The following is a 24422-nucleotide window of genomic DNA, read 5'->3' as shown; positions in this document are numbered from 1 at the left end:
GCCGGAACGAGGCCCGGCCGAACGATCCGGAACCGGTCAGAGCAACCGCGCCTCCCAGGCACGCAGCACCGGCAGGCAGCTGTCGCCGAACGCCGGCGCGCCGCCTTGCAGGTCAGGGAAAATTTCGAAAAGTTCATCCCGGAGACTGCGATCCAGCGCCCCCACCGTCATCGGGCCGGGATGATAGCTTTCGCTGGGCACTCCGTTGGACACCAGGATCTCGTGCCGATCCAGAAGAACATGCACATACTCCACCGAACCGCACAGGTCGTCCCGAACAACGGTGGTGCCATTCACGAAATGCTTGGCCGCCACCAGGACATCGCGGGAGCCGAAAAGGACATCGTTCCACAAACCGCTCGACACGATCCTGTGCTGCGGCGAAACCCGCAAGTCGCTGTCCGGGCTCCCCGGCCCGAACGCGTCCGCGCGGATAAGGATCGGACGCAGGTGTTCCGGCCCGCCGCGTTCGGAAAACCGGACGATGGTGCGGCCGGCCCAGCGAATGACCCGCGTGTCGCCCCCGGCGGTCAGCACCGGGTCTCCCGGCCGCAGGGTTTCGACGCGCCGCGGCCCGTCCGGGGTGTCGATCAACGTCCCGGCCGCGAAACAGGGGGGCACAAAGGGTATGAGATCGTCCGGCAGGCCGTCATCGGGCGACCCGTTGTTGCCGGTCCAGGGGTCGCCCGGAAGCTTCGAGTACCAGCCCTGATTGTTGTCCCCGGCATAGTTGCCGCTGCCCGGCGAAATCAGCTCGCCATTCGCCGTGCCCCCGGTCAGGAAAAAGGTCGAATCGTTGCCCCAGCCGATGGTTTCGACCAGGGAACCGTTGCCGTCGACAAAGGCGACCGCGTCCCGCTGATTGAGCTGGGGAAGGCCGAAATCGCTGGTGTAGTAGATGAGCGACGGGTCCGAGGCGGAAACCTGGGGATCGGAAAAATCGACCGGCCCGCTGGCCACGTAGGACGCGAAATTGCCGGACCGGGTGTAGCTTTCGAAGGTCCAGCCGGAAACGTCCTCGCCAGGCGCCGCCGCGATGATGACGATGCCAAGTCCCGGATTGAAAGAAACGATTTCGGCCATGGGCGACGGATACCTCGCAATTCGGTTCGGACGTTCACATTCTGGACCGGATGTTTATCCGGTAAAACCTAAATGCATGATTATCATTGCCGGGAAAAGCAATTCCCGAACCCGCGTCGCGCGCCGGTCCCGCCGTCCGGGGTCACACGGCTTCCGGCCCGCGCTTACCGCCGGCCGCTGGCCAGATCTTGTGCCCGCCCCGATTCGAGAGGTTAACGCCCTTGTCCCAGAGGCGAATCGGGGGTGTGCCATGCGTACATACGCCGTACACATCCCGTGCACATGCGATGCACAGCGCTTGTGGGGAACGGCGAAGGTGAACACAACGCGCGGTGCAAAGGTGAAGGCGGGGTTACTGTTGCAAAATTTGATCGCTGTCGTGTGACTAGGTTCGCCTGTGCGGGGGTTCGGTCCGGTTCGGACGCTCACATCATCACGTGCAAATGGCTGAAGCCGGTCCGAAGTTCTGGCGACATCGCGGGCGCGAATCTATGATAGCTGACCTTCACATTGTACGCAGAGAACCGGCAAGCTGCAGAACAAAGGGCGAATATACTGCGGATTGGTCGGACGTACGTTCCATTGCCGATTTCTTATCGTGGGTTCCCAGGATCGGTTGTCGCGCCAATTATCGAACGAGGGTAGGCTCGCCGGAGAATCTCCAGGATTGCAGAATGACACTTCGTTTCAGGCAGACATTTACACTTTTCCCCGGCGTTAGAATCAACATCGGCAAGCGTGGAATCAGCTCGAGCATTGGCGTTCCAGGTGCGTCCGTTAACATAGGTCGGCAAGGCGTCCGCGCCACGGTGGGAGCACCCGGTACCGGTCTGTCCTACAGCACTCTGGTTCTGCCTACAGGCAAGCAATCTCGCACACAGCCTTCCCAACCGGTACCTGACCCAGACGGCTTCACCCCACCGCCATCGGTAAGCCCGGCGGCCGGCAACAACCCGGCCTCGGCAAAGGTCTACATGCCCCAGACGGGGATGAATGAGATTGCCAGCGCTTCGGTGGAAGTGCTGAGCAGCAAATCGCTGATACCTTTGCGGGACCTGATCGCAAAAGCCCGCGAACAACAGTCGCAGGTCAAGACCGATTTAAGAGAGGCGCGCGAGGAAGAGGCCAAGCAGCACGGAGAACTGAACCGTCGAAAACTGAGTTTGTTCCGCTGGTTCTACAAGAAACGAATTGCTGAGTTGGAAGCAGCACTGCCCGTTACGCAAGCCGAGGTCAAGAGGCTGGTGAACTGGGAAGACAACACCAGTATCGCCGTGGAGTTCGAGGCAGGAGATGAGGCACAGCGCGCTTACTCGTCCATGATTCGAGCGTTCGACACGCTCAAGCAGAGCAGCAAGATTTGGGACGTGACCGCCGACAGGTCCACGAACCAGTTTGTTGAACGAACACTGGCCAACCGTTCTATCGACAGGCATCCAGTCACCTTTGAGTTCAGTTCTACGGATCTGATTCAGTTCTCGGGACGCGCGATGCGCTTCGAGAACGTGAATGGCGACGACATACTAATTTACCCCGGCGTAGCAGTTGTCCCGAGAGCGGATGGGATATTTGCACTAATCGACATTCGCGAACTGAAAATTGACATTGGAGCGGTGCGGTTTCACGAAGACGAGGAAGTACCCGGCGATGCCAAGGTGATTGGGCACACGTGGGCTAGGACGAACAAGGACGGCTCACCTGATCGACGGTTTAGGGAGAACTACCAAATCCCAATTTGCCTATATGGCCAAATCGCGTTTCAATCGCAGACGGGTGTAAGCGAGGAATACATGGTGTCGAATGGTGAAGTTGCGCTGGCCTTTGTGGAGGCGGCGCAAACCTACCAGAAAGCGCTCTCTGAAACCAACACACTGTAAACAGACTCTCGCCCTCTTCGCAGCATTGAACACAATAGGTTCGTACTTGCAATCACCGCACTCGGCTTGAAGATCCGGTGTCGGGAAACCGACAAGAATTTGCAAATAGCGCAATCTGCGCTTCTTTGACATCGAAGCTTGGTGCGGCCTAGGGGGTCGGAAGCCCAGCCCAGTGCAACATCCGAAGTCGCGCTCGCCCGGATTGCCGGCGATTTGGGGGTTGAACCGGATCAAAAAGGGAACAAGTTTGGGAGTCTGTGACCGGAGACTGCCATGCCCCATGTCCATACCGACAAGTCGATGCCGATGATGACCGCTCCCCAGCCGGCGCGGGACAAGCTGGAGGGGGGCAAGCGGCTGGTGATGCAGACGGAGTTCTCTCCCGCCGGCGACCAGCCGACGGCGATCGCCGAACTGGTGGCAGCGGTGAACGAGGGCGAGCGCAACCAGGTGCTGCTGGGCGCGACGGGGACGGGCAAGACATTCACCATGGCCAAGGTGATCGAGGAAACGCAGCGCCCGGCGATCATCCTTGCGCCCAACAAGACGCTGGCGGCGCAGCTTTACGGCGAGTTCAAGGGGTTCTTCCCGGAGAACGCGGTCGAGTATTTCGTCAGCTTCTACGATTACTACCAGCCCGAGGCCTATGTGCCGCGCAGCGACACCTATATCGAGAAGGAAAGCCAGATCAACGAGCAGATCGACCGGATGCGCCATGCGGCGACGCGGGCGCTCCTGGAGCGGGACGACGTGATCATCGTGGCTTCGGTGTCCTGCATCTATGGCATCGGGTCGGTCGAGACCTATGGGGCGATGACGCAGGATCTGAAGGTGGGGCAGGAATACGACCAGCGGCAGGTGATGGCCGGGCTGGTCGAGCAGCAGTATAGGCGCAACGACCAGGCGTTCCAGCGCGGCAGTTTCCGGGTGCGGGGGGATAGTCTGGAGATTTTCCCGGCGCATCTCGAGGACCGGGCCTGGCGGCTGTCGTTCTTTGGCGAGGAGCTGGAGAGCATCACCGAGTTCGACCCGCTGACCGGGGAGAAGACCGACACGTTCGAGCAGATCCGGGTCTATGCGAACAGCCATTACGTGACGCCGAAACCGACGCTGAACCAAGCGATCCTCAACATCAAGAAGGAGCTGCGCGGGCGGCTGGACCACCTGGTGAGCGAGGGCAAGCTCCTGGAGGCGCAGCGGCTGGAGCAGCGGACGAATTTCGATCTGGAGATGCTGGAGGCGCAGGGGTTCTGCAACGGGATCGAGAATTATTCGCGCTACCTCACGGGCCGTGCGCCGGGGGAGCCGCCGCCGACCCTGTTCGAGTTCATCCCCGACAATGCGATCGTCTTCGCCGATGAGAGCCATGTGAGCGTGCCGCAGATCGGCGGCATGTACAAGGGCGACCACAGGCGCAAGTTCACCCTGGCCGAGCACGGGTTCCGGCTGCCCTCCTGCATGGACAACCGGCCGCTGAAGTTCGAGGAATGGGACGCGATGCGGCCGCAATCGGTCTTCGTGTCGGCCACCCCGGCGGCCTGGGAGATCGAGCAGGCAGGGGGCGTGTTCGTGGAGCAGGTGATTAGGCCCACCGGCTTGCTGGACCCGGTGGTGGAGATCCGGCCGGTGGAGATGCAGGTGGATGACCTGCTGGACGAGGTGCGGAAAGTGGCGGCGAACGGGTTCCGCACCCTGGTCACGACGCTGACCAAGCGGATGGCCGAGGACCTGACCGAATACATGCACGAGCAGGGCATCAAGGTGCGCTACATGCATTCGGATATCGACACGCTGGAGCGGATCGAGATCCTGCGCGATCTGCGGCTGGGGGCGTTCGACGTGCTGGTGGGGATCAACCTTTTGCGCGAGGGGTTGGACATCCCGGAATGCGGGCTGGTGGCGATCCTGGATGCGGACAAGGAGGGGTTCCTGCGGTCCGAAACCTCGCTGATCCAGACCATCGGGCGGGCGGCGCGCAACGCGGACGGGCGGGTGATCATGTATGGCGACCGGATCACCGGGTCGATGGAGCGCGCACTGGGCGAGACCGACCGGCGGCGGGCCAGGCAGATCGCCTATAACGCGGAACACGGGATCACGCCGGAGACGGTGAAGAAGAACGTCGAGGACGTGCTGGCGGGGCTCTACAAGGGCGACACCGACATGAGCCGCGTCACCGCGAAGATCGACAAGCCGCTGCACGGGGCCAACCTCGAGGCGGTGCTGGAGGGCCTGCGCACCGACATGCGCAAGGCGGCGGAGAATCTCGAATTCGAGGAGGCGGCCCGACTGCGCGACGAGATCAAGCGGCTGGAAGCGGTGGACCTCGCCGTGTCCGACGATCCGCTGGCAAGGCAATACGCGGTGGAGAAGGCGTCAGAGGCGGCGGTGAAGTCGCGGGGCCGGTCGACGGCGGGCCGACCGGGGCAGCGGGGTGGGAATGTGAAGCGGCGGGGGCGGTAACTTTCCGAGCTTGATTGCGACGCCGAATATGGTGTGGGTATTTTGCCGGACATCCATATTTGGTATATGAGCTTGGCGGGGGCGGTTTGGCTGGATGGAAAGGCGGAAAAAATGGGATTGAGTCTAGGGCTGGGTTTAGGTTTGGGGTCGCATGGAGCACCAGCAAGGCCAAAGAACGATTTGGACGAACTCAGCCACGAGTTATTGCTTCCAGCCGAGTTGCTAAACATCGTAGATGAGGCGAATGAAGGTGCCATTGTGACGGCGCTTTCTTATCCTTGGGCGACTATATTCGCTCAACTGAAAAAGGACCCTGAGTTACTTTTTCAGTTCTCGAAATCTCCGCACGTCTTCGAAGAATTTGTTGCCGCATCATGGGACAAAGCCGGCTTCAAAGTCACGCTTACCCCGCGCAGCGGAGATGGTGGAAAAGACGTTATCGCCGAGAAATCTGGCTTTGGTGCCATCCGTATTCTAGATCAATGCAAAGCGTTCAGCCGCGGTCATAGAGTCGGACCAAACGATGTGCGTGCGATGATGGGTACGATGGCGCTAAACACCAATGCATCCAAAGCCGTGATTTCAACAACATCCGTATTTTCTCCGACAATTAGGAACGAATGGGAATCATTCATTCCCTATCGCCTAGAACTTCGAGAGGGCCCGGATATTGTTGATTGGCTTAGCACTCTAGAAAGCAAATAATGGAGAAAAAGCTAGCGGACGAAACTTTTCTACAAACGTTCTCGAGCAATCCTGCCTTTTCTCGCATCACCTCGCCTCGGAGCCCGGGCCCCCGGCCCGGGCCGCGCCCGACCTCCCCCACGGGGAGGGCGCACTGCGTGCTCCCTCGGTGCTGGCGCACCCCTCCGGCCTCAATCGCTCCACTGGAGCGATTGCAAGACGGCCTCCGGCCCGAGGTCGGGCGCGGCCCTCAGCGCGCAACAGCAGCCGCCGCCCCCGGTTAACCCATTGCAAACAAAGGTTTACACATCAGGAAACCCGATCGTTTCGCGCTCGAAACAAATCTCTGCAAGCCCTTGACCGGGCTTGCAGCGCGCTCTTTGAACCCGGTGGGGGCGACCCGGAAACCGGTTCAAACCGTTAACGCCGCCCCCGGATTTGCATCAGATCGGGGCGCAGACCGTTGCGCCGTTCTCGGTCGTCGCGAGCATGTATCCCGCCGCGCAGCTCGCGTTCCCGGCCTTGTCGAAGGTCGGTTGCAGGTAAACCGGTTCGGGCTCCTTGGCGCAGGCACCCAGAACCAGGGCGGCGGCGAAAAGCGCGGCGACTGAGGTCTTCATGATCATGTCCTTTCTGCATCTTTGAAACGGATCCGGGCGCAAGGTCCCGCGATCCGGAGTTTCAGCTTAGCACAGGTCGCCCCATCCTGTCCGCTCCTGCGCGAAAACCCGCCCGGCGCGGGGCCGGGTCATCGCCGGAGCGCCCTTTTGGCAGGCATCTTCCGCGCGAGACCGTTTTCCGGCCGGTTCGCCCCCGCCCCTCCGCGCCGCCTGTTCCTCTGCTCCGGATTCCACGCTAGTCTGGCCGCGACAATCCGGGAACTCCGCCATGCAGCGCCTTCTGACCGCCGTCCTGATCCTGCTGATCGCCGCTCTGCCCGTTTTCGCGCAGGGCTACGGGAACTATGGCAATTCCGCCCAGGGGTTCAGCGACCGGACCACCAACAAGGTCGTGCGCCTGCTGGAACGCGGGTTGCGCCAGTGCCAGGCGCTGGAACCGGTCTATCGCTACGATTGCTACCGGCAGAACTATCGCGATGCCGCGCAGCAACTGGAGGGGAACCCAAGCTACGCGCCCGCGCAACAGGCGCTGCGCGATGTCGAAGCCAGTCTGCAGGCTGTCCTGAGAACCAACGCCGATCCCGCCGCCGCCCCGGCGCGCCGCCGCGGCCAGAGCTTCGCCGCCATCCGGCAAAGCGTCGTGCCGCAGTCGAAAGCCGCCTTTACCGCCGCGCTGGACCAGGCCCGAACCCGGCTGCTGCGGTCCCCGGACGCATCCGGCAATCATCTCGCCCGGATCGCCAGCGCACTGGATTCCGACAAGGTATTCCTGCGGTCCTGACGGCGAATTTTGTCCGTATCGAGTCAGATGTGTTTCCGACACATGACCCTCGCAATCTGCGGACTTGCCACGGGTGCAGAATAAGATGGTGCCTTGAATCAGGAACAATTGAAACGGGAAAAGCCCTGCTTCAGCCCGATATCGAAAAAGGACTCACGGTGATTGGCGATATCATCGCATCTTCGGACGAAGAGTTTCGGTCCCGGTCATTCCTGTTATCGAAAATTCTGGAATTCGGCCTGTCCCGCCAACCCTGGGGGCAAATGACCCCCTGGCTGGATCACATGAACTCAAGCCCTTTCGGCATACAGCAAATTCCAACGGAGTTTGTCGACTACCTGATGACTGTCGCGAAGCTTGGCATTCGAACTGCCGCAGAGATCGGGGTTTTCTGGGGCGGCAGTTCCTACGTCGCCGCGGCCGTTCTTCAGAGAGCCAACCCCGAGCTGGTCTACTCCATGATTGACATACAGGACCGGCTGGTAGCGTTCGACAGATTTTCCCAGTTGCTGAATCTGCGGAAATGCGCGCCAAATACGTCTGACGATTTCGCGCACCAGGAATTCGACTATGTGTTTATCGATGGCGACCACACGTACATGGGCGCCAAGAAAGATTATCTGAATCTGGGCCGCCACGCCCGCAAAGCGGTCGCTTTTCACGATATCCATGCCCACGAATACGACAAGCACAATGGTGGCACGGTCCGATTCTGGAACGAGGTCAAAGCCAGCAGCGCCGCCCGGAACGCCGTTTACGAATTCGCGCACAACGAAAAACGCTGGATGGGGATCGGTCTCATCGTGCGCACATAAGACCGGCGGGCCTGCCGCCTGTTCCGGTCCGCAGCGATACCTTGGGCGAGCGGTTCGCCCAAGTCGCTTTTGAAACGGCAAGCCTTGCGCCTGTTCTCGCTTTGACAGGGTGACGCATTGACGATGCCATGCCCGCCAGGCTGCCAACCCGCGGCTTCGCCCAGGTCAGCGCACCACGTGCACGGCACAGCCCGCATGCCGCACCACCTTGGCGGCGGTGGACCCCAGAAGAAGGTCCTGCATGCCGGGACGGTGTGATGCGATGATGATCAGATCGGGTTTGTTTTCGTCCGCCCAATCCAGGATCGACCGGCCGGAATGGCCTTCGATGACCACGCCGTCGGCATTGGGCAGGTCCGCCGCCATATCGTCGAGCTGGCCCTGAATCGCCTGACGCGCCTCGCGCAGGTAGTCTTCGGGCATGTAGGAAATCGCGTAGCCCGGAATATGTTCGACCACATGCAGAAGCGTGATCTTCGCATCCGGAGTCGCCAGCAGCTTCGCGAGTTTCAGCGTGCCCGAGGTGTCGCGCTCTGTGTCAAAGGAAATCGGAACGAGAATATTGTGGTACATCAGATGTCTCCCTTATCTGTTGTGCACATACTGCACGCCGATTTTCGCAGTGACAATGACACAGATCACGCCGCCGGCCGGCGGCGTCAGAAATCGAATATATCTTCGAGAAACCCGCCACGCCGCTTCCTGCCCTGTGGTTTTCGCGCATAGCCCGCCTGAGGGTCCGGGTAGGCCGGAGCAGCTGCCTGTGGTGGCGGAGTCTGGCCAGCGCTGCTTTCGATGATCTTGTCCAGCTCGCCCCGGTCCAGCCAGACGCCCCGGCATTGCGGACAATAGTCGATCTCGACCCCGCTCCGGTCGGTCATCACCAGAGTCGTTCCGTCAATTGGACACTGCATCATCATCTCCTCTTGTTGCCCGTCGGATATGGCGACACAGGTCGGCGTTTTCAACGCCGGGCGGTCAGCCGAAGGTGGCGGCGACCTCGTACATCACCGGCTCGAAGGACCGGCACAGTTCGTTGATCTTGCGGTTGCGCGCGCGCATTTCGTCGCTGCGCAGCATCGCCTGGAAATCCTCGCGTTTCGTCCACTGCGAATAGTTCGCGATCCGGGTCTGCGCATCGTTCACATGCAGGCTTGCGGCGATGAAACCGGGCTGCTTGCTGATGAAGGACTCGTAGGCGTCCGTCAGCGCGTCCAGCAGGTCCTGGCAGGTTCCCGGAGACATCTCGAATGTGGTGATGACGGTCTGGATGGTGCCGTCCTGGGTAATGGTTTGCATCTGAACCTCCTTGATCTCGGATCAGCCTATCACAGGTGGTTCAGCCGCGCCTCCACTTCGCGCACCAAATTTTCGACTTCCTCATGGGCCGGCCCGCGCGGCGCCTCCGGGGCGGCGCGGCCCTGACCCAGGGTTTCGGCATAGACCACGCGATTGGCCATGGTCGTCGCGGCCACCTCGGCCGCCATTTCGCCCGCCTTCCGGGTCACGTCATCCGCCAGCCGGGTGCCGGCGCGTCCCCGCGTCATGACGATCAGCGCCGGCTTGTCTTCGCGGCGCGCCAGATCCAGCACCGCTTCCACCGCCCAGAGATCGAGATGCGACGTCGCCACCGGTATCAGCACGAGATCGGCGGCACGCAGCGCCGGACGCAGATCGCTGTCGGCCTTCGGCGGAGTGTCGATGATCACGATGTCGTTCTTTTCGGCCAGCTTGCGGCATTCGTAGGGCACACCCCAGGCCGATGCCGTGGAAAATTCGAGGCCGGGCGCATCCGATTGTTCCAGGCGGGTCATGAACCAGCGCCCCGCGCTGCCTTGCGGATCAGTGTCCATCAGGGCAACCGTTCGGCCCGCGCGCGCAAATCCCACAGCCAGATTCACCGCCAGCGTCGTCTTGCCCGCGCCGCCCTTCTGCTGTGCAATCGTGATGACCTGTCCCATAAACGCTCCAGACTGCCGCGCCGCAGCATAGCCGGTTGGCGGACGGCCGCAATGGCCAATCAGACAGGGATCAGTCCTCCGGTAACACCCTGTTAACCAAGTTTGCGGATTGTTCCCGTTGGAGGATGCTCAATGCGCCTTGCGTTGGCTGCCCTGTTGCTAAGCGCATTCGCTGCGCCTCCGGCCCTGGCCGGCGCCTGGTTGCGCGATCACAAGACGGCCTTCTTTGCCGTCGGAACCACCGTGCGCGGCAACATGGAGATGCTGCCGGAATACGAGACCTCTTTCTATGCGGAATACGGGCTGGCTCCGTTTGTCACGCTTGGACTGGATGTCAACGAGGTGCGTGCCAAGGCAGGACATGCGCTGGTTTTCGCTCGCCTGCCCCTCGGCCCGACGGATCGACGCACCCGCTATGCGGCCCAACTGGGGATCGGCAAGCACAGATGGCAGGATCAGTGGTCACCGATGTACAAGTTTGCCCTTGCTGTCGGACGCGGCTTCGAAAGCCGTTGGGGCAACGGGTGGATGGGCGTCGAAACCGCCTATGAAATGCGCGTGGGACTCGACGATCCGGCGTTCAAGCTGGACGCGGTCATCGGCATGTCATCGGGGTGGAAAATCCGGCCGCTTGTGAAGCTGGAAACCGCCTATGTCACGGACAAGCCGCTGGCCTGGGCGATCACGCCCGGCGTCATGTTCGACATGGGGAAAAGCACCTGGGTCATCGGCATCGAAGGACGATCGGCGGCGCAAAAGACCCTTGGTCTGAGTTTCGGACTCTGGCGCAATTTCTAGGGCCGTCGATCCGACTTGACCGCAATTGGCGGCGCTTTACGCTGCCCGCATGGTCAATCCGATCCGCCCCACCGATGATGGCGCCCGCGACCTCGCGCTGTCGCTGATGCGCGCCGCAAGGATCGCGTCCCTGGGCGTCATCACCCGCGACGGTTCGCCCATGGTCAGCCGGATCGCCATCGGGCTGTCCCCAGCCGGACGGCCGGTCAGCCTCGTTTCGGATCTGTCCGCGCACACGACCGCCCTGCGCGGCAATCCTGCCTGCTCGCTCCTGCTGGGCGAGGCGAACGGCCGGGGCGACCCGCTGAACCAGCCGCGGCTGACATTGCAGGCCCGCGCGAGGTTCCTGCCGCGCGACTCGGACAGCCACGCGGAAATGGCCGCGCATTACCTGCGCGACCATCCGAAATCGAAGCTCTACATCGGTTTCGCCGACTTTTCATTCGTCCTGTTCGATGTCCAGCAGGCGCATCTGAATGGCGGCTTCGGCAAGGCTTTCGTCCTGTCCCCGCATGATCTGGACCCAGGCTCCGCCTGATCAGGAGTCCATGCGCACCGTGACTGCGACTTCGCCGCTCACCGGCTGGTTCCAGATCAGACGCGCCTCGTCCTTGCCGGCCCCCTTCCGGGTTTCCGCATAGGGCATCGCGAAATTGGCCGCACCGCCGGACGCTGAAATCCGCCCCATGGCGACGACGGAATCAACCCCATTCAGATGCCCTTCGAACGGAAGCTCGCGATTCACGCCGATGGCCCAAGTCGAGGATGCACTGGCTTCTCTGTGCCGCAGGCGCAGCGGATTGAACGCCTGCTTGCCGATATTGTGGAAAGTATTGGCCGCAAAGGTCAGGTGCTTGGTGCGGGCGAAATCCAGATCGGAGAAGCTCGTGTCGACCCGTTCGACGCGATCGATGATGCCATTGACACTGCGGAACTTGTTGCCGCTGATCGTCACGCCGTTCAGGTAATGCCCTGTGCCATGGGGCTTGACCACGATGAAGGCGAACCACGGAGCCACATCACCGCACAGCATGATGTTATCGGTGATGCTCATAGCCCCAAAGGAAAAACCGATGCTGAAATCCGGGGACGGATCGCGTTCGTTGGTCCATTCGATGGAGCAGTTGTCGATGTAGTTTCCGGTGATCGTCGTGTTCGTGTAGTTGCTGGCGACGATCAGGCCCGCAGTGCGCACACCCGCTGACACGTCGTCTCCCTGGAAGAAATGATTGCCCAGAACGACACTGTTCGCGCCGCCGAGCAAAGCGAAATGCTTGAACCGCGTAGCGCGATTGTTGCGCAGCTTCGCATCGTTGGCGTTGATGTTGATCGCAAGGGACGTGCGATCAGGCACGTCCAGCGAATCCTCGGAGGACAGGAACTGGCAGCGGTCGATCAGAATGCCCTGGCACCCGGTTCCGATAGAGGTGATTCCGCGATCCTTGGGACGGCTGATGAAACAGTCCCGCAGATGAAAGGTCAGACCCGACGGGGCCAGCCGGATCCCGCTGCAATACTTGTTGCACTGAAATTCGATATCGCTCATCGAGAACTGGCTCAGCTGGCTGAAGCCGCTGAAATCCAGCATGTACTTGAACTCGGTGAACTTGAAATTCTGGGTGCCCTCGGCGTCGAACAGGGGCGCGTTCAGGGTGATCTCGCCCGCGCCGACATTCTTGGACCGGACATAGATCTCGCGGCCCACGCCCTTGCCCTCAACCAGCGCGCCGACCGGGATGTTGGCAATGTTCGCCACATTGGTCAACTTGCGCGGATCATTGGCGGAATAGCTGGCCTGCGCCGTGATCGTCGGCGTGTTCCAGACGGCGCCGTCCGCCGCCGTCAACTGCCCGTTGCGGATCACCCGGCGCGTGGCGTAGCTGGTCTTGTTGGGCACCGCGGCCTGCATGTCGATCGGCGCGGTGACTGTCACCTTCCGACCGCACATGTCCAGCGATTCATGGTCGGAATTGTTCAGAAGCGCCTGAAACGCCTTCCTGAACGCCAGCTCCTCGTCTCCGAATGCGGCGATGTAGCTCGGCAGATCGAAACTCTTGCTCAGGATCAGCATCTTGTTGGTCGGCATCTTCACAGTGCCGTCAAAGATCGCCGGAGCGTTCAGAGTCACGCTTTCGTCCAGCCGGTAGACCCCTGCGGGCACCAGAACATGACGCCCGCCCGCCGCATCGTCCGCAGCTTCGAAGGCTGCGGAATCATCGGTCACGCCATCGCCGACGGCGCCGAAATCGCGCACGTCCACCACATTGATCATGTCCCGCAGGAACACGCTGGTAACGTCCTTGATCTCGATGTCGTCGATACGGACAACACCGCCATTGGGGCCGGTCAGGTCAAGGCCGAAGTGACCGTAGATCGCCTGCCGGCCCCAGACCATGTCGACGCCGCCGCGCGGTCCCGGTCCGACGATTGCGGCAATCTCGACCACATCGCCATAGGTCGCGATCGCCACGGTCGGTCCGACTTCGACGACACCATCGACATGAACGCCACCGGCACCACCGGCCCAGGCGGCGATTCGCACTGCAGGAAGGTTGCCGCCAACCGCCTTGATGCGCGCCCGCACACGCAGGTAGCAATTCGGCAGCAGCGGCGTTTCCCCCATGTAGCGCAGCTTCTGGACGGATGCGGTCTTCTGAAGTTCCAGACAGCCGCCGAAATCCTGATCCGCAGGCACCAGCACCGCATTGACGGCGCCTTCGTAGGTGTCCGAGCCCGGCGTTCCATTGCCGCTGGACCACATGTCCAGCCCGTTGCCGAACGCGGGGGGCATCAGCAGTACGCCGTCGGTGATCGCCTTGTTCATCCAATTCCCTTTCCGAATACCACCCGCCGGATCACTGCCCGACCGGCCAAAAACCGATGGGTTCCGATCTCGCCGGAACGCAGAAAAGGGAAGTATGCAAAAAGGGTTAAAGCCACCTCACAGCACCGTCACGGTGCCTTCCCGGCGACAGGTCACGGCGATGCCGAGTATCGCGCGCCCGTCAGGCGTTCGCGCCACCTGCCTGGACAAGCTGAACGCCATTGATCTTCCAGCCGCCATCGATCTCGATCATCTGGTAGTCGAGGATATGCACGCGGCCCTTGGCATCCGTGACCATTACCTTCTGCCAAAGGGCGCCCGCAATCTCGCGCAGTTCCAGGAAACGCACGTCCGAAGGCCGCCAGACCATCGGATACCCACCCCGCACCATCGCGCCGAAATTTTCCGGCGTGCGAAACACCCGGCGGATGTCCGGGCTGGCATAGGTAAAGGCGCGCGCGAAATCATCCGCCTGGAATGCTTCGATCTGCGACCCGATCGTGGCCCGGATGTCATCGCTCTGCGACAGCGCCGGCCCGGACAGGCCGGCGATTACGGCGCAAATCAAGAAAAGTCCCCGCATCGCCGTTCTCCAACTGATCCATTGGATCTAGGAGAACGCCGAACTTCGTCAACAGGGTCGCCGGGATCAGGCCAGTTCGCCCGCAAGCGCCTTGTCAATCAGCGCCACCGTTTCATCGACGCCGTAAAGCGCGATGAACCCGCCGAACCGCGGTCCCTGGCTGGCGCCCAAAAGCACCTCGTAGAGCGCCGTGAACCAGCCGCGCATCGGGTCGAACCGGTCGCGTCCGACGCTATAGACGATGGACTGCAACGCCTCGTCCTCCACGCGCCCGTCATAGGCGGCGAGCTCCGCCCGCAGAACCTGCAATGCCTCGCGTTCCTGGTCGGTCGGCGCACGAAAGACCCGCGTGGGTTTGACGAAATCGTTGAAATACCGCACGGCAAAACCTGCCGCGGCGTCCAGATCCGGATGGCTGGCGGGGCTGGCCTCGGGTGCGTAACGGCGGATGAAGCCCCACAACTGCTCCTTGTCCTGCGCGCCCGACACCGACGCGAGGTTCAACAGCATGGCGAACGGCACGATCAGAGTGCTCGCGGGCACGTCGCCACCGTGGATGTGCCACACCGGGTTGTTCAGCCGCGCCTTCAGGTCCTGATCCGCATAGGCGCGCAACTGCTGGTGATATTCGTCGACCGCCTTGGGAATCACGTCGAAATACATCCGCTTGGCCGTCTTGGGTTTCTGATACATGAAATACGACAGGCTCTCGGTGCTGGCGTAGGTCAGCCATTCGTCGATCGACACACCGTTGCCGCTGGACTTCGAGATCTTCTGCCCGTTCTCGTCCAGAAACAATTCATAGGTGAAATGCTCCGGCGGACGTTCTCCCAGCGCCCGGCAGATACCGTCATAGATCGGCGTGTTCGTGGAATGATCCTTGCCATACATCTCGAAATCCACGCCCAGAGCAGCCCAACGCGCTCCGAAATCCGGTTTCCACTGCAATTTCACCTTGCCGCCCGTCACCGGAAGCGTCCATTCCCGGCCGTCTTCGTCGTCAAAGGTGATGGTGCCCTCGGCGGCATTCACCTCTTTCATCGGCACATAGAGCACTCGCCCGGTTTCCGGATGGACCGGCAGAAAGATCGAATAGGTCTGACGACGCTCCTCGCGGAGACTCTTCAGCATGATCGCCATGATCTCGTCATAGCGTTCGGCGCAACGCAGCAGCACCGCATCGAACCGACCGGATGCGTAGAAATCCGTCGCGCTGATGAATTCGTATTCAAAACCGAACGTATCCAGGAACCGCCGCAGCATCGCGTTGTTGTGATGCCCGAAGCTTTCGAACTCCTCGAACGGGTCCGGCACGCTGGTCAGCGGCAATTGCAGGTAGTCCGTCAACGTCCCGGGGTTGGGCACGTTGCCCGGGACCTTGCGCATCCCGTCCAGATCGTCCGAAAAACAGATCAGCTTGGTCGGAATGTCGCTTATCACCTCGAACGCGCGCCGGATCATCGTGGTGCGCGCGACCTCGCCGAAGGTGCCGATATGGGGAAGACCAGACGGGCCATAGCCGGTCTCGAACAGCACGTAGCCCTTTTCCGGCGGCGTCTTCTCGTAGCGTTTCGCCACCCGGCGCGCCTCTTCGAAAGGCCAGGCTTTGGACGCAAGGGCGGCTTCGCGCAGATCAGACATGAGACTCTCCGACAACTTGAACCGCGCCACGCGCGGCGTTGCCGCTCTCCCTATTGCGCCGACCCTGCCCCGTCAACATGACGCGACGCGAAGCCGCGCCCTATTGTGCTGGCTCCGCCTCAACCATATTCTGCGGTGCAACAAGGACTGGCCTGAAAGGAAGCTCCGTGCCCGATACGAATGAACACCCGCTCAGCGCCCAGGACTGCCTTGTCGCCCTGATGATCGCCGTATCCGCTTCTGACGAGAACATGCGCACCGCGGAACTGGTCAAGATCCAATCCGCGGTCAACATGCTGCCCGTATTTGCGAGCTATGACATCGACCGGATGAAAGAGACGGCTCAGGTGGTATTCGATCTCTTCGAACAGGAAGAAGGACTCGACGCCCTGTTCGGGCTGATCCGTGACAACCTGCCCGAGCGGCTTTTTGAAACCGCCTATGCGCTGGCCTGCGATGTCGCCGCCGCCGACGGAACGCTTCTGGAGCCCGAATTGCGGCTGCTCGAGGAAATCCGATACGAACTCAACATCGACAGGCTTCATGCCGCAGCGATCGAACGCGGAGCCCGCGCCCGCCATTTGACCTGAACCGGTGCAATCATTGCGGCATCGGAGCCATTTCTGTACAGTTATTGTGCAGTAGGCGTAAATTGGCTCAAACCACGGGATCTCCGTGGCGTGGGTGCAACAATAACTTTTCGGCGCGCGGGAACTTGGTTCCACTTCCAGGCGTTCGTATGTTACACGCAGCCCAGCCGTGATACGCCAAACAGTCGTTCGGCACGGCAAAGACATAATGAACCACAGACTCTCAAGGAGTAGTCGAAATGAAGAAGCTTTCAGTCATCGCAATTGCGCTCACGACCACTGCGGGCAGCGCCTTTGCAGGCAACGTGGCCACTGCGCCGGTTGAACCTGTCATCGTTGCGCCGGTAGTGCCTGTCGCTACGTGGGAAGGCGGCTATGTCGGTGCCCAGATCGGCTACGCCTACAGCAAATTTGACCTTGGGAATATCGACGTCGGCGATTTCAGTGAAAACAGTGTTATCGGCGGTCTGAATGCCGGCTATCTCTGGAGCCTCGGCAACGGCTGGTATATCGGCCCGGAATTCCAGTATGACTGGGCAGATCTGTCGGTCACCGATCCAGACACTGGTGATGAAGCTTCTTTTGACGCGATCGCGCGCCTCAAGCTGATCGTCGGCACCGAGATCGGCACCAATGGCTTGCTCTATGGCAGCGTCGGTTTCGCCTATGCTAACCTGAGCGGCGGTCTGACCGACCAGGTTGGTGATGTGCTCGACGTTAGCAGCGATTCAAGCTATGTGCTCAGCATCGGTTACGACTATCGCATGAACGAAAACTGGGCCATCGGTGCGGAATATCTCTATCACGATTTCAAAGACATTACCGCGAGCGGCGGCGACGTCAATCTGAATGCTCTCGAAGTCAAGGCCACCTACCGCTTCTGATCGGCAGGGCATGACCCGAAAGAAGGGCGCCGAGGCGACGCGATCGCTCCGGCGCCCTTTTTGATGCGCGGCGGGCGGTTTCAGCCACGGGCAGATCAACTGCCGTAGAGCGCTCCCCACCGTTCGATCAGTTTTTGCTGCACCTGCTTGGCCCGCCGGTTCCAGCCCTGCGCGCCGTGAGGGCGTTCGCGCTCTGCCCGCGTGATCCGGGATCTTTGCCGCGTATCCGCGGCAAAAATGGCGAACGCCAATTCCGTGCCGTCCGCGCCGGTCATGTATCCGCCCAGCCCCGACACGAAATTCAACGTTCCCGTCTTCGCGTCCACCTTGATCGGATGACTGCCGTTCACCCGGCCCTTGGCGTCGCGCAACCCGAAAGGCTTCAGCAATGGGCGCAGGACAGCTTCATTGCGCGCGGCCACCAGCGCCCCGACGAGATCCTGCGCCGTCATCCGTGACGCGTCCCCGAGCCCGGAATGATCCACCATGTCCGTGCCGCGCATCCCGAACCGTTGCGCCGCCCAGTCACTCATCATCCGGCCCGACTGCGCCAGCGAATCCGGACGCCCGGCATAGGCGGTCGATGCCGTCATCCCGACCATCTCGGCGGTCAGATTGTTGGAATACTTGAGCATGTCGGCAAGAATGGGCTCCAACGGCTGGCTTTCATGCTGCGCCAGGACCTGCGCTCCCGCCGCCGGACCGACGCCCGGCTTCGCCGCCTTGAGCACGATGCCCTGCGACCGCGCCATCGTCCTGAACACGTCGCCAGCATAGGCGCCGGGTTTGCGCACCGGCAGCCAGCGCGCGCCGCCCTCGCCGAGAGCCCTGCTAGCCACAGTCCACCGGTCGACGCCATCCAGATCCTCATAGGTGTAGATCGGCAGGCTGCGCGCCACGACCTTCATCTGCGCCATCGCAACGTCCGGACGATATTTTCCGGTCCGGGCATCCATGCTGACCGCATAACCCTTTCCCGCGACGCGCCATTCGAAATGCACCCGGTTGAAATTCAGAGCGATTCCCGACACCGCCGGACTGTATCCCACGTGATCGGGCTGTTGCGGATCGATGCTGGCGACAAAGGGCAACGCACCTTCATAGACGCGGAAATCGCCGCGCACCTCGCGAACGCCGGCCTTTTTCAGATCGGCCGCCATCACCGCCAGATCATCCGGCGTCAGGGTCGGATCGCCGCCACCCGCAAGGATTAGATCTCCGTTCAGCACCCCGTTCTGCACTGGCCCCGCCGCCAAAAGACCTGTCGGGAACCGGTAATCCGCCCCAAGAACCTCCAGCGCATAGAGCGCCGTCAGCGCCTTGGCCACGCTGGCGGGCGGCAGGCCGCGCTCGCCTCCGGACGCCTCCAGTTCCAGCCCCGTCTTGACATCCGCGACGGCACAGACGACTTCGCCGCTCAGCCCGGATGTGGCGATCAGCGCATCCACGCCCCCCGCCGCGATCCGTGCGAGTTCGTCTCCCCGCATTCGCGGGCGCAGCGAGACCTGCGGCGGGCCGGCCACGGCCAGACCCGGCGCCAGCAAAGCACCCAGACCCCCCAAAACAAAGCGTCTCGTCCTGTGTTGGCTCATCCGAAAGTCACACCAAACCGCTGCCCGCCCGCATACTAAAGCGCAGCTTCGGGCCGTAAACAAGTATCCGTTTCAGCTTGCGGAAACCGACCAGCGCCCCTGCGCCCGGATGGCGCTGGAACTCAGGCCGACCAGCGGCACGTTCACGAAGCACCAGGCGGGCGCAACCGCATGCGCCAGGCTCTGGCTGTCCCGCCCACTGATGCGATACTGCCGGTAGATCCGCGCCGCGGGCGACATGCGCGCCGAGATCCGGTCGCCGGGACGGGCCAGCACACCGATCGGGATACGGTTCATGATGCTGCGCCAATCGCGCCAGAGGTGGAACTGCGCCAGGTTATCCGCCCCCATCAGCCACACGAAGCGAACACCGGGATAGATCGCGCCAAGCCGCGCAACGGTATCCGCCGTCGCCCGCGTGCCCAGCCGCGTCTCGATATCCGTCACGGCCACACGCGGATCGTCGATCACCTTTCGGGCCGCCGCAATCCGCAGAGCCATCGGCGCCGGACCCCGCGCCTTCAGCGGATTCCCCGGCGACACCATCCACCACACCCGATCCAGACCGAACCGTTTCAACGCTTCACGGGTGATATGCGCATGTCCCGCATGGGGCGGATCGAACGACCCGCCCAAGAGGCCCACCGACTGACCCGGCCTCACATATGGAAATCCCTGGAACATGGATGTGCATAGACCGTTTCCCGCGATCCCTTGTCCAGCAAAAACAATATGAACGCAGTGCGAGCATCGGTGGCACCGCCTCTCGACATCGTCCCGTATCCATCGCTAGGGTTCCGTCACATGCACCGTCTGACGATCACCCTCCTCTGTCTCTGCCTCTGCATCCTGCTGCCGCAACCGGTTCGAGCGGCCGGTCCGGAACGCTCCAATGGCCAGGCCCGTGACGATCGCGCGACGGTCGACCGAAATGCCGTCGTGTTTCTCGGCCACTGCTCCGGCACCTTGATCACCGACCTGATCATTCTGACCGCCGCCCATTGCGTGCCCTCCCATCTCCGCCTTCCCCGTCCAGAGGAAGACGACGACACCCGCTGCGCCGCGCTTCCCGACCAGCACGGATTGCAGGGGCGCGCGTGGGAAGACCCCATGGCCTGGAACCTGATCCCGGTGCGGGACACGTTTGCGGTCGGGCTGGGGGCCGGGCGCGATGATCTGCGGATGACAATCAAGGTCCGCGCCTACAGCATCCCGCGTTGCGCCGATATCGCGCTGCTGCAACTCGTGCGCCGGGTGCCGCCCGCGCTCGTCACCCCGATGCGCGTGATGACCCGCCCACCCGCCGACGGCCCCGCGCTTGACGCCTTCCTGCACGCGGCGCAGTTGCGCTATGCCGGCTGGGGGCTTGGAGACCATACCGCCGCGCAACTGCCCCGGCGGCAGACTGGAACCGTATCCTACTGGGATCGAAACGCCTGCCTGCTCTACACCCTGCCGCCGGAACGCGCCGGCGGCGACCGCATCGTCAAGGGGGACAGCGGCAGCCCCCTGATCCTGCACGCCGACGGCATCGACCGGGTCGCCGGAGTCCTTTTTGGCAGCGGCCTGCCCGATCCCGCCATCTGCGGCCTGCCCCTGCTGCGTCCACCGCAGCGTCACGGCGCCTACACGCCGACCTTTCGCGGCCTTCTCGCCGGGACCGATGCGACCGACATCGGCGCCTGGATCGCCCATTTCGCACCCGAAGCCACTGATCCACCCGGCGAATAGGATCTCCGTCCGGTTCTTTCGGGTCCAAAGCCGCCTTACGCAAGGTCAAGATACACGACGCTGCGCAGTTTGCTATCAAACCCGGACGTTAATTCGGAATTCCGGAAAGTTTACCAATGAAGAACAAGCTCCCCCATCTCGCCCTTGCGCTGATTTTCGGCGCAGGCGCGGCCCAGGCCGCCGTCATCACCGCGCAGGACTTCAGCTCCGATCCGCTGCTGTCCGATACGCAGGCCCCCGGCACATGGTATACCGACCGCTATGCACCCGCCGGCTTTGAAACCCAGGATTTCATGGGCGATTCCCGGCTGGCCGTGACCGTTTCCGAGGCGGATGGCACCGCGGGCCGTCCCGCCGGACAGGCCGGAGCGTTCTACAACACCCAGGGCCGCAAGTTCGACGTCGCGGGCGCCAATGCCCTGTCCATCGATTTCTACATCGACAGCGCCTTTGAAAATGCTCAGGGCCGCATCGGTGGTCTCTGGGGCACGGCGGTCGATGCCGGCAACGCGATCACCAGCTACCCGATCGTCGAATTCTTCGACAACCAGTTCCAGATCTTCACCTCCGCCACCGCCGCATGGACCGCCGTCGGCACCCAGACCGGCTTCGCCTTTGGCGCCTTCGCCAACCTGGCGATCGAAATCGACGCGGCAAACGACCTGTTCTCATTCTCTGTAGACGGTGAAGAACTGTATTGCGGCTCCGCGTCGGGCAGCCTCGCCTTCGACAATCTGATCCTTCAGAACATCAACACCGATGCGGGCGTCGATCGTACGATCTACTTCGACAACCTGCTCGCGACCAGCGCCGATGTGTCTCCGGTGCCGCTGCCGGCCAGCCTGCCGCTGCTGCTGGCCGGCCTAGGCGGCTTCGTCGCGCTGCGCCGCCGCCGGCACGCCTGATCCCGGCCCCATAACGGACCGAAAGCCGCCCCACCGGGGCGGCCTTTTCGCGTTTATCCTCGGCTCACTGCCACCTCTCGCATTGCAGTTTCAGCCGCATTTCACTAGATCACCCCAGTCACAGCCCGCCAGCAGGAGAGCATCATCATGGCCGCTTACCAATACGTCTACCACATGCAGGGTGTGTCCAAGACCTACCCCGGCGGCAAGAAGTGCTTCGAGAACATCCACCTCAGCTTCCTGCCCGGCGTGAAGATCGGCGTCGTCGGCGTCAACGGCGCCGGCAAATCCACCCTGATGAAGATCATGGCCGGGCTCGACACCGACTTCACCGGCGAGGCCTGGGCCGCCGAAGGGGCGAAGGTCGGCTACCTGCCGCAGGAACCCCAGCTCGACGAGAGCCTCTCCGTGCGCGAAAACGTCATGCTGGGCGTTGCCGGAAAAAAGGCCATCCTCGACCGCTACAACGAACTGGCGATGAACTACAGCGACGAAACCGCCGACGAGATGGCCGAACTGCAAGACCGGATCGACGCCGAGAACCTCTGGGATCTCGACAGCCAGATCGACGTCTCGATGGAGGCCCTGCGCTGCCCGCCAGACGAGGCCGACGTGAAAACCCTCTCGGGCGGGGAAAAGCGCCGCGTCGCGCTCTGCAAGCTCCTGCTCGAAGCCCCCGACATGCTGCTCCTGGACGAACCCACCAACCACCTCGACGCGGAAACCATCGCCTGGCTGCAACAGCACCTGATCGACTACAAGGGCACCATCCTGATCGTCACCCACGACCGCTATTTCCTCGATGACATCACCGGCTGGATCCTCGAACTCGACCGTGGCCGCGGCATTCCGTATGAAGGCAACTACTCCTCCTGGCTCGAACAAAAGGCCAGGCGCCTGGCACAGGAGGCGCGCGAGGACAAGTCCAAGCAGAAGACGCTGGAACGCGAACTCGAATGGATGCGCCAGGGCGCCAAGGCCCGGCAGGCGAAATCCAAGGCCCGCATCCAGGCCTATAACGAACTGGCGAACCAGTCCGAACGCGAAAAGATCACCCGCGCCCAGATCGTCATCCCCAACGGGCAACGCCTCGGCTCCAAGGTGATCGAGGTCGCGGGGCTGGCCAAGCACATGGGCGACAAGCAGCTGATCGAGGATCTCTCCTTCTCGCTCCCCCCCGGCGGCATCGTCGGCGTCATCGGCCCCAACGGTGCCGGCAAATCCACCCTGTTCCGGATGCTGACCGGGCAGGAAAAACCTGATGCCGGCACCATCGACTACGGCGACACGGTGCAGCTCTCCTATGTCGACCAAAGCCGGGACGACCTGAACGCGACCGACACCGTCTGGGAGGCAATCACCGGCGGGGCCGAAGTGATCGAACTGGGCGACGCGCAGGTCAATTCCCGCGCCTATTGCTCCTCCTTCAACTTCAAGGGCGGCGATCAGCAGAAGAAAGTAGGATTACTCTCGGGCGGTGAACGCAACCGCGTCCACATGGCGCGGCTGCTGAAAGAGGGCGGCAACGTGCTCTTGCTCGACGAACCGACCAACGACCTCGACGTGGAAACCCTGCGCGCCCTTGAGGACGCGCTGGTCGATTTCGCCGGCTGCGCCGTGGTCATCTCCCACGACCGCTTCTTCCTCGATCGCATCTGCACCCATATCCTCGCGTTTGAAGGCGATGCCCATGTGGAATGGTTCGAAGGCAACTTCGAGGACTACGAAGAGGACAAGAAACGCCGCCTGGGGGCCGACGCGCTGGAACCCAAGCGCCTGAAATTCAAGAAATTCACCCGCTGATGACCTCTGCCCTGCTACCGTCCGAATTCTTCTGGAGCGCCGTGATCAAATTCGCTCTAGCGGTGTTCTGCGGCGGGCTGATCGGGGTCGACAGGCAATTGCGCGGCAAACCCGCCGGCATCCGCATCTGCATCGTGCTGGTGCTGACCACCACCTTCATGGCCGATCTCGGCTCCGAGATCACCAAGGGCAGCGGCGACCCCTCGCGCGTGCTGGGCGCGATCATCACCGGCATCGGCTTTCTGGGCGGCGGGGTGATCTTTGCCCAGGGCGGCCGCGTGCAGGGCATGACCACCGCCACGCTGATCTGGGCGCTGGCCGCCATCGGCACGTCCATCGGGCTGGGCTACCGCTATTCCGCCGTCGCCATGACGCTCTTGCTCATGGCGGTGGTCTTCCTGACTGACTGGGCCGAAGCCCGCTTCCCCGGCCTGAGACCCGAACTGGAACCTGGCAGCAGGGACCCGCAGGAGTAGACCGGCTGGGGTCCTGACCCTAAAATCATATAGAAATCTAGGGTCAGGACCCATTGATTTCCGCCTGACGGGGTGATTCACGGTTCGAAAACCGAGCGGTGGGCATGTCTGATCTTTTCTGGCTGACGGATGGCTCTGTTGCACAAATCGGTTGATGGCCGAGGTTCCCCTTTCCCCGGACGGACTTATCAGAGGTGGTCCTGAATTTTCGACCAGTTTTCCGCCGGGCTAAGCGATAGCATTGGTTTCATTTCAGGCGGCGGCTTTCAGGTTCGGGGCTCGACTATCATATGCCTCGCCCGGCGTCAGCA

At 62.1% G+C, this 24422-nt stretch carries 24 protein-coding genes; 13 read left to right on the top strand and 11 right to left on the bottom strand.

Annotation, left to right across the window (positions count from 1 at the left end):
• Window positions 1–36: 36 nt before the first annotated feature.
• Window positions 37–1083: a Hint domain-containing protein gene (locus tag QO034_RS20865; protein WP_284487462.1), complete on the bottom strand. Its 1047-nt coding sequence runs from the start codon at window positions 1081–1083 to the stop codon at window positions 37–39.
• 674 nt (window positions 1084–1757) lie between these two features.
• Between QO034_RS20865 and QO034_RS20860 the strand changes: the two genes are divergently transcribed.
• The 3 genes from QO034_RS20860 to QO034_RS20850 all read left to right on the top strand — a co-directional run bounded on the left by QO034_RS20860 (window position 1758) and on the right by QO034_RS20850 (window position 6128).
• Window positions 1758–2960, top strand: a complete 1203-nt coding sequence (locus tag QO034_RS20860) for a DUF4236 domain-containing protein (protein ID WP_284487461.1) — start codon at window positions 1758–1760, stop codon at window positions 2958–2960.
• A gap of 273 nt (window positions 2961–3233) precedes the next feature.
• On the top strand, window positions 3234–5423 hold the full coding sequence (gene uvrB / locus QO034_RS20855; protein WP_284487460.1) for an excinuclease ABC subunit UvrB: 2190 nt from the start codon (window positions 3234–3236) through the stop codon (window positions 5421–5423).
• A gap of 33 nt (window positions 5424–5456) precedes the next feature.
• Complete coding sequence (locus QO034_RS20850; protein ID WP_284487459.1) at window positions 5457–6128, top strand: restriction endonuclease; 672 nt, start codon at window positions 5457–5459, stop codon at window positions 6126–6128.
• Between the two features lie 422 nt (window positions 6129–6550).
• Here the strand turns inward: QO034_RS20850 and QO034_RS20845 are convergent, their stop codons facing one another.
• Window positions 6551–6727 carry a hypothetical protein gene (locus tag QO034_RS20845; RefSeq protein ID WP_284487458.1) on the bottom strand — a complete coding sequence of 59 codons (177 nt, stop codon included), beginning with the start codon at window positions 6725–6727 and terminating at the stop codon, window positions 6551–6553.
• Window positions 6728–6995: 268 nt separating this feature from the next.
• On the opposite strand from QO034_RS20845, the gene QO034_RS20840 reads away from it, so the two are divergent.
• Both QO034_RS20840 and QO034_RS20835 read left to right on the top strand, forming a co-directional pair.
• The gene (locus QO034_RS20840; protein ID WP_284487457.1) at window positions 6996–7508 is read left to right on the top strand and encodes a hypothetical protein; all 513 of its coding nucleotides are present in this window, start codon (window positions 6996–6998) and stop codon (window positions 7506–7508) included.
• A gap of 158 nt (window positions 7509–7666) precedes the next feature.
• Window positions 7667–8323, top strand: a complete 657-nt coding sequence (locus QO034_RS20835; protein ID WP_284487456.1) for a class I SAM-dependent methyltransferase — start codon at window positions 7667–7669, stop codon at window positions 8321–8323.
• 165 nt (window positions 8324–8488) lie between these two features.
• Here the strand turns inward: QO034_RS20835 and QO034_RS20830 are convergent, their stop codons facing one another.
• The 4 genes from QO034_RS20830 to parA form a co-directional block, all read right to left on the bottom strand.
• Window positions 8489–8896: a universal stress protein gene (locus QO034_RS20830; protein ID WP_284487455.1), complete on the bottom strand. Its 408-nt coding sequence runs from the start codon at window positions 8894–8896 to the stop codon at window positions 8489–8491.
• Between the two features lie 86 nt (window positions 8897–8982).
• Window positions 8983–9237: a TFIIB-type zinc ribbon-containing protein gene (locus QO034_RS20825; protein WP_284487454.1), complete on the bottom strand. Its 255-nt coding sequence runs from the start codon at window positions 9235–9237 to the stop codon at window positions 8983–8985.
• Window positions 9238–9301: 64 nt separating this feature from the next.
• Window positions 9302–9622: an antibiotic biosynthesis monooxygenase family protein gene (locus QO034_RS20820; protein ID WP_284487453.1), complete on the bottom strand. Its 321-nt coding sequence runs from the start codon at window positions 9620–9622 to the stop codon at window positions 9302–9304.
• Between the two features lie 29 nt (window positions 9623–9651).
• Window positions 9652–10284 carry a ParA family partition ATPase gene (gene parA, locus QO034_RS20815; protein ID WP_284487452.1) on the bottom strand — a complete coding sequence of 211 codons (633 nt, stop codon included), beginning with the start codon at window positions 10282–10284 and terminating at the stop codon, window positions 9652–9654.
• 132 nt (window positions 10285–10416) lie between these two features.
• Here parA and QO034_RS20810 point away from each other — a divergent pair, with 132 nt between their 5' ends.
• Window positions 10417–11082 (top strand): hypothetical protein, encoded by a 666-nt coding sequence (locus QO034_RS20810; RefSeq protein WP_284487451.1) that lies wholly within the window; start codon window positions 10417–10419, stop codon window positions 11080–11082.
• Window positions 11083–11131: 49 nt separating this feature from the next.
• Entirely contained in the window at window positions 11132–11620 is a 489-nt protein-coding gene (locus QO034_RS20805) for a HugZ family pyridoxamine 5'-phosphate oxidase (RefSeq protein WP_284487450.1), read from the top strand.
• Here the strand turns inward: QO034_RS20805 and QO034_RS20800 are convergent, their stop codons facing one another.
• From QO034_RS20800 to QO034_RS20790, 3 genes are all read right to left on the bottom strand, one after another.
• Complete coding sequence (locus tag QO034_RS20800) at window positions 11621–13906, bottom strand: glycosyl hydrolase family 28-related protein (RefSeq protein ID WP_284487449.1); 2286 nt, start codon at window positions 13904–13906, stop codon at window positions 11621–11623.
• 181 nt (window positions 13907–14087) lie between these two features.
• Window positions 14088–14489 carry a DUF4864 domain-containing protein gene (locus tag QO034_RS20795; RefSeq protein WP_284487448.1) on the bottom strand — a complete coding sequence of 134 codons (402 nt, stop codon included), beginning with the start codon at window positions 14487–14489 and terminating at the stop codon, window positions 14088–14090.
• Window positions 14490–14555: 66 nt separating this feature from the next.
• Window positions 14556–16130 carry a lysine--tRNA ligase gene (locus QO034_RS20790; protein ID WP_284487447.1) on the bottom strand — a complete coding sequence of 525 codons (1575 nt, stop codon included), beginning with the start codon at window positions 16128–16130 and terminating at the stop codon, window positions 14556–14558.
• 221 nt (window positions 16131–16351) lie between these two features.
• On the opposite strand from QO034_RS20790, the gene QO034_RS20785 reads away from it, so the two are divergent.
• Both QO034_RS20785 and QO034_RS20780 read left to right on the top strand, forming a co-directional pair.
• A complete protein-coding gene (locus tag QO034_RS20785) occupies window positions 16352–16720 on the top strand; it encodes a tellurite resistance TerB family protein (protein ID WP_284487472.1) in 369 nt (122 codons plus the stop codon).
• A gap of 239 nt (window positions 16721–16959) precedes the next feature.
• Window positions 16960–17604 carry an outer membrane protein gene (locus tag QO034_RS20780; protein ID WP_284487446.1) on the top strand — a complete coding sequence of 215 codons (645 nt, stop codon included), beginning with the start codon at window positions 16960–16962 and terminating at the stop codon, window positions 17602–17604.
• 95 nt (window positions 17605–17699) lie between these two features.
• Here the strand turns inward: QO034_RS20780 and dacB are convergent, their stop codons facing one another.
• Together dacB and QO034_RS20770 are read right to left on the bottom strand one after the other, a co-directional pair.
• Window positions 17700–19196 (bottom strand): D-alanyl-D-alanine carboxypeptidase/D-alanyl-D-alanine endopeptidase, encoded by a 1497-nt coding sequence (gene dacB / locus QO034_RS20775; protein ID WP_284487445.1) that lies wholly within the window; start codon window positions 19194–19196, stop codon window positions 17700–17702.
• 72 nt (window positions 19197–19268) lie between these two features.
• The gene (locus tag QO034_RS20770; RefSeq protein ID WP_284487444.1) at window positions 19269–19880 is read right to left on the bottom strand and encodes a nicotinate-nucleotide adenylyltransferase; all 612 of its coding nucleotides are present in this window, start codon (window positions 19878–19880) and stop codon (window positions 19269–19271) included.
• Window positions 19881–20000: 120 nt separating this feature from the next.
• Between QO034_RS20770 and QO034_RS20765 the strand changes: the two genes are divergently transcribed.
• From QO034_RS20765 to QO034_RS20750, 4 genes are all read left to right on the top strand, one after another.
• Entirely contained in the window at window positions 20001–20927 is a 927-nt protein-coding gene (locus QO034_RS20765; protein ID WP_284487443.1) for a serine protease family protein, read from the top strand.
• Between the two features lie 116 nt (window positions 20928–21043).
• On the top strand, window positions 21044–21832 hold the full coding sequence (locus tag QO034_RS20760) for a VPLPA-CTERM sorting domain-containing protein (protein ID WP_284487442.1): 789 nt from the start codon (window positions 21044–21046) through the stop codon (window positions 21830–21832).
• Between the two features lie 147 nt (window positions 21833–21979).
• Window positions 21980–23635 (top strand): energy-dependent translational throttle protein EttA, encoded by a 1656-nt coding sequence (gene ettA, locus QO034_RS20755; protein WP_284487441.1) that lies wholly within the window; start codon window positions 21980–21982, stop codon window positions 23633–23635.
• Window positions 23635–24111, top strand: coding sequence for an MgtC/SapB family protein (locus QO034_RS20750; protein WP_284487440.1), 477 nt, complete (start codon window positions 23635–23637; stop codon window positions 24109–24111). The genes ettA and QO034_RS20750 overlap by 1 nt, the downstream gene beginning before the upstream one ends.
• The last annotated feature ends 311 nt before the right edge of the window (window positions 24112–24422 follow it).

The sequence above is a fragment of the Sedimentitalea xiamensis genome (assembly GCF_030164465.1).
Lineage (GTDB): Bacteria > Pseudomonadota > Alphaproteobacteria > Rhodobacterales > Rhodobacteraceae > Sedimentitalea > Sedimentitalea xiamensis.
Note: the sequence above shows the minus strand (reverse complement) of the source record. Positions and strands in the feature narration are given on the sequence as shown.

Bases quoted from the DNA above. Each gene is read 5' to 3' on its own strand.
- QO034_RS20865 (WP_284487462.1), bottom strand. From the start codon at position 1,083: ATGGCCGAAATCGTTTCTTTCAATCCGGGACTTGGCATCGTCATCATC.
- QO034_RS20860 (WP_284487461.1), top strand. From the start codon at position 1,758: ATGACACTTCGTTTCAGGCAGACATTTACACTTTTCCCCGGCGTTAGA.
- uvrB (WP_284487460.1), top strand. From the start codon at position 3,234: ATGCCCCATGTCCATACCGACAAGTCGATGCCGATGATGACCGCTCCC.
- QO034_RS20845 (WP_284487458.1), bottom strand. From the start codon at position 6,727: ATGAAGACCTCAGTCGCCGCGCTTTTCGCCGCCGCCCTGGTTCTGGGT.
- QO034_RS20840 (WP_284487457.1), top strand. From the start codon at position 6,996: ATGCAGCGCCTTCTGACCGCCGTCCTGATCCTGCTGATCGCCGCTCTG.
- QO034_RS20830 (WP_284487455.1), bottom strand. From the start codon at position 8,896: ATGTACCACAATATTCTCGTTCCGATTTCCTTTGACACAGAGCGCGAC.
- QO034_RS20825 (WP_284487454.1), bottom strand. From the start codon at position 9,237: ATGCAGTGTCCAATTGACGGAACGACTCTGGTGATGACCGACCGGAGC.
- QO034_RS20820 (WP_284487453.1), bottom strand. From the start codon at position 9,622: ATGCAAACCATTACCCAGGACGGCACCATCCAGACCGTCATCACCACA.
- parA (WP_284487452.1), bottom strand. From the start codon at position 10,284: ATGGGACAGGTCATCACGATTGCACAGCAGAAGGGCGGCGCGGGCAAG.
- QO034_RS20810 (WP_284487451.1), top strand. From the start codon at position 10,417: ATGCGCCTTGCGTTGGCTGCCCTGTTGCTAAGCGCATTCGCTGCGCCT.
- QO034_RS20805 (WP_284487450.1), top strand. From the start codon at position 11,132: ATGGTCAATCCGATCCGCCCCACCGATGATGGCGCCCGCGACCTCGCG.
- QO034_RS20800 (WP_284487449.1), bottom strand. From the start codon at position 13,906: ATGAACAAGGCGATCACCGACGGCGTACTGCTGATGCCCCCCGCGTTC.
- QO034_RS20795 (WP_284487448.1), bottom strand. From the start codon at position 14,489: ATGCGGGGACTTTTCTTGATTTGCGCCGTAATCGCCGGCCTGTCCGGG.
- QO034_RS20790 (WP_284487447.1), bottom strand. From the start codon at position 16,130: ATGTCTGATCTGCGCGAAGCCGCCCTTGCGTCCAAAGCCTGGCCTTTC.
- QO034_RS20785 (WP_284487472.1), top strand. From the start codon at position 16,352: ATGATCGCCGTATCCGCTTCTGACGAGAACATGCGCACCGCGGAACTG.
- QO034_RS20780 (WP_284487446.1), top strand. From the start codon at position 16,960: ATGAAGAAGCTTTCAGTCATCGCAATTGCGCTCACGACCACTGCGGGC.
- dacB (WP_284487445.1), bottom strand. From the start codon at position 19,196: ATGAGCCAACACAGGACGAGACGCTTTGTTTTGGGGGGTCTGGGTGCT.
- QO034_RS20770 (WP_284487444.1), bottom strand. From the start codon at position 19,880: ATGTTCCAGGGATTTCCATATGTGAGGCCGGGTCAGTCGGTGGGCCTC.
- QO034_RS20765 (WP_284487443.1), top strand. From the start codon at position 20,001: ATGCACCGTCTGACGATCACCCTCCTCTGTCTCTGCCTCTGCATCCTG.
- QO034_RS20760 (WP_284487442.1), top strand. From the start codon at position 21,044: ATGAAGAACAAGCTCCCCCATCTCGCCCTTGCGCTGATTTTCGGCGCA.
- ettA (WP_284487441.1), top strand. From the start codon at position 21,980: ATGGCCGCTTACCAATACGTCTACCACATGCAGGGTGTGTCCAAGACC.
- QO034_RS20750 (WP_284487440.1), top strand. From the start codon at position 23,635: ATGACCTCTGCCCTGCTACCGTCCGAATTCTTCTGGAGCGCCGTGATC.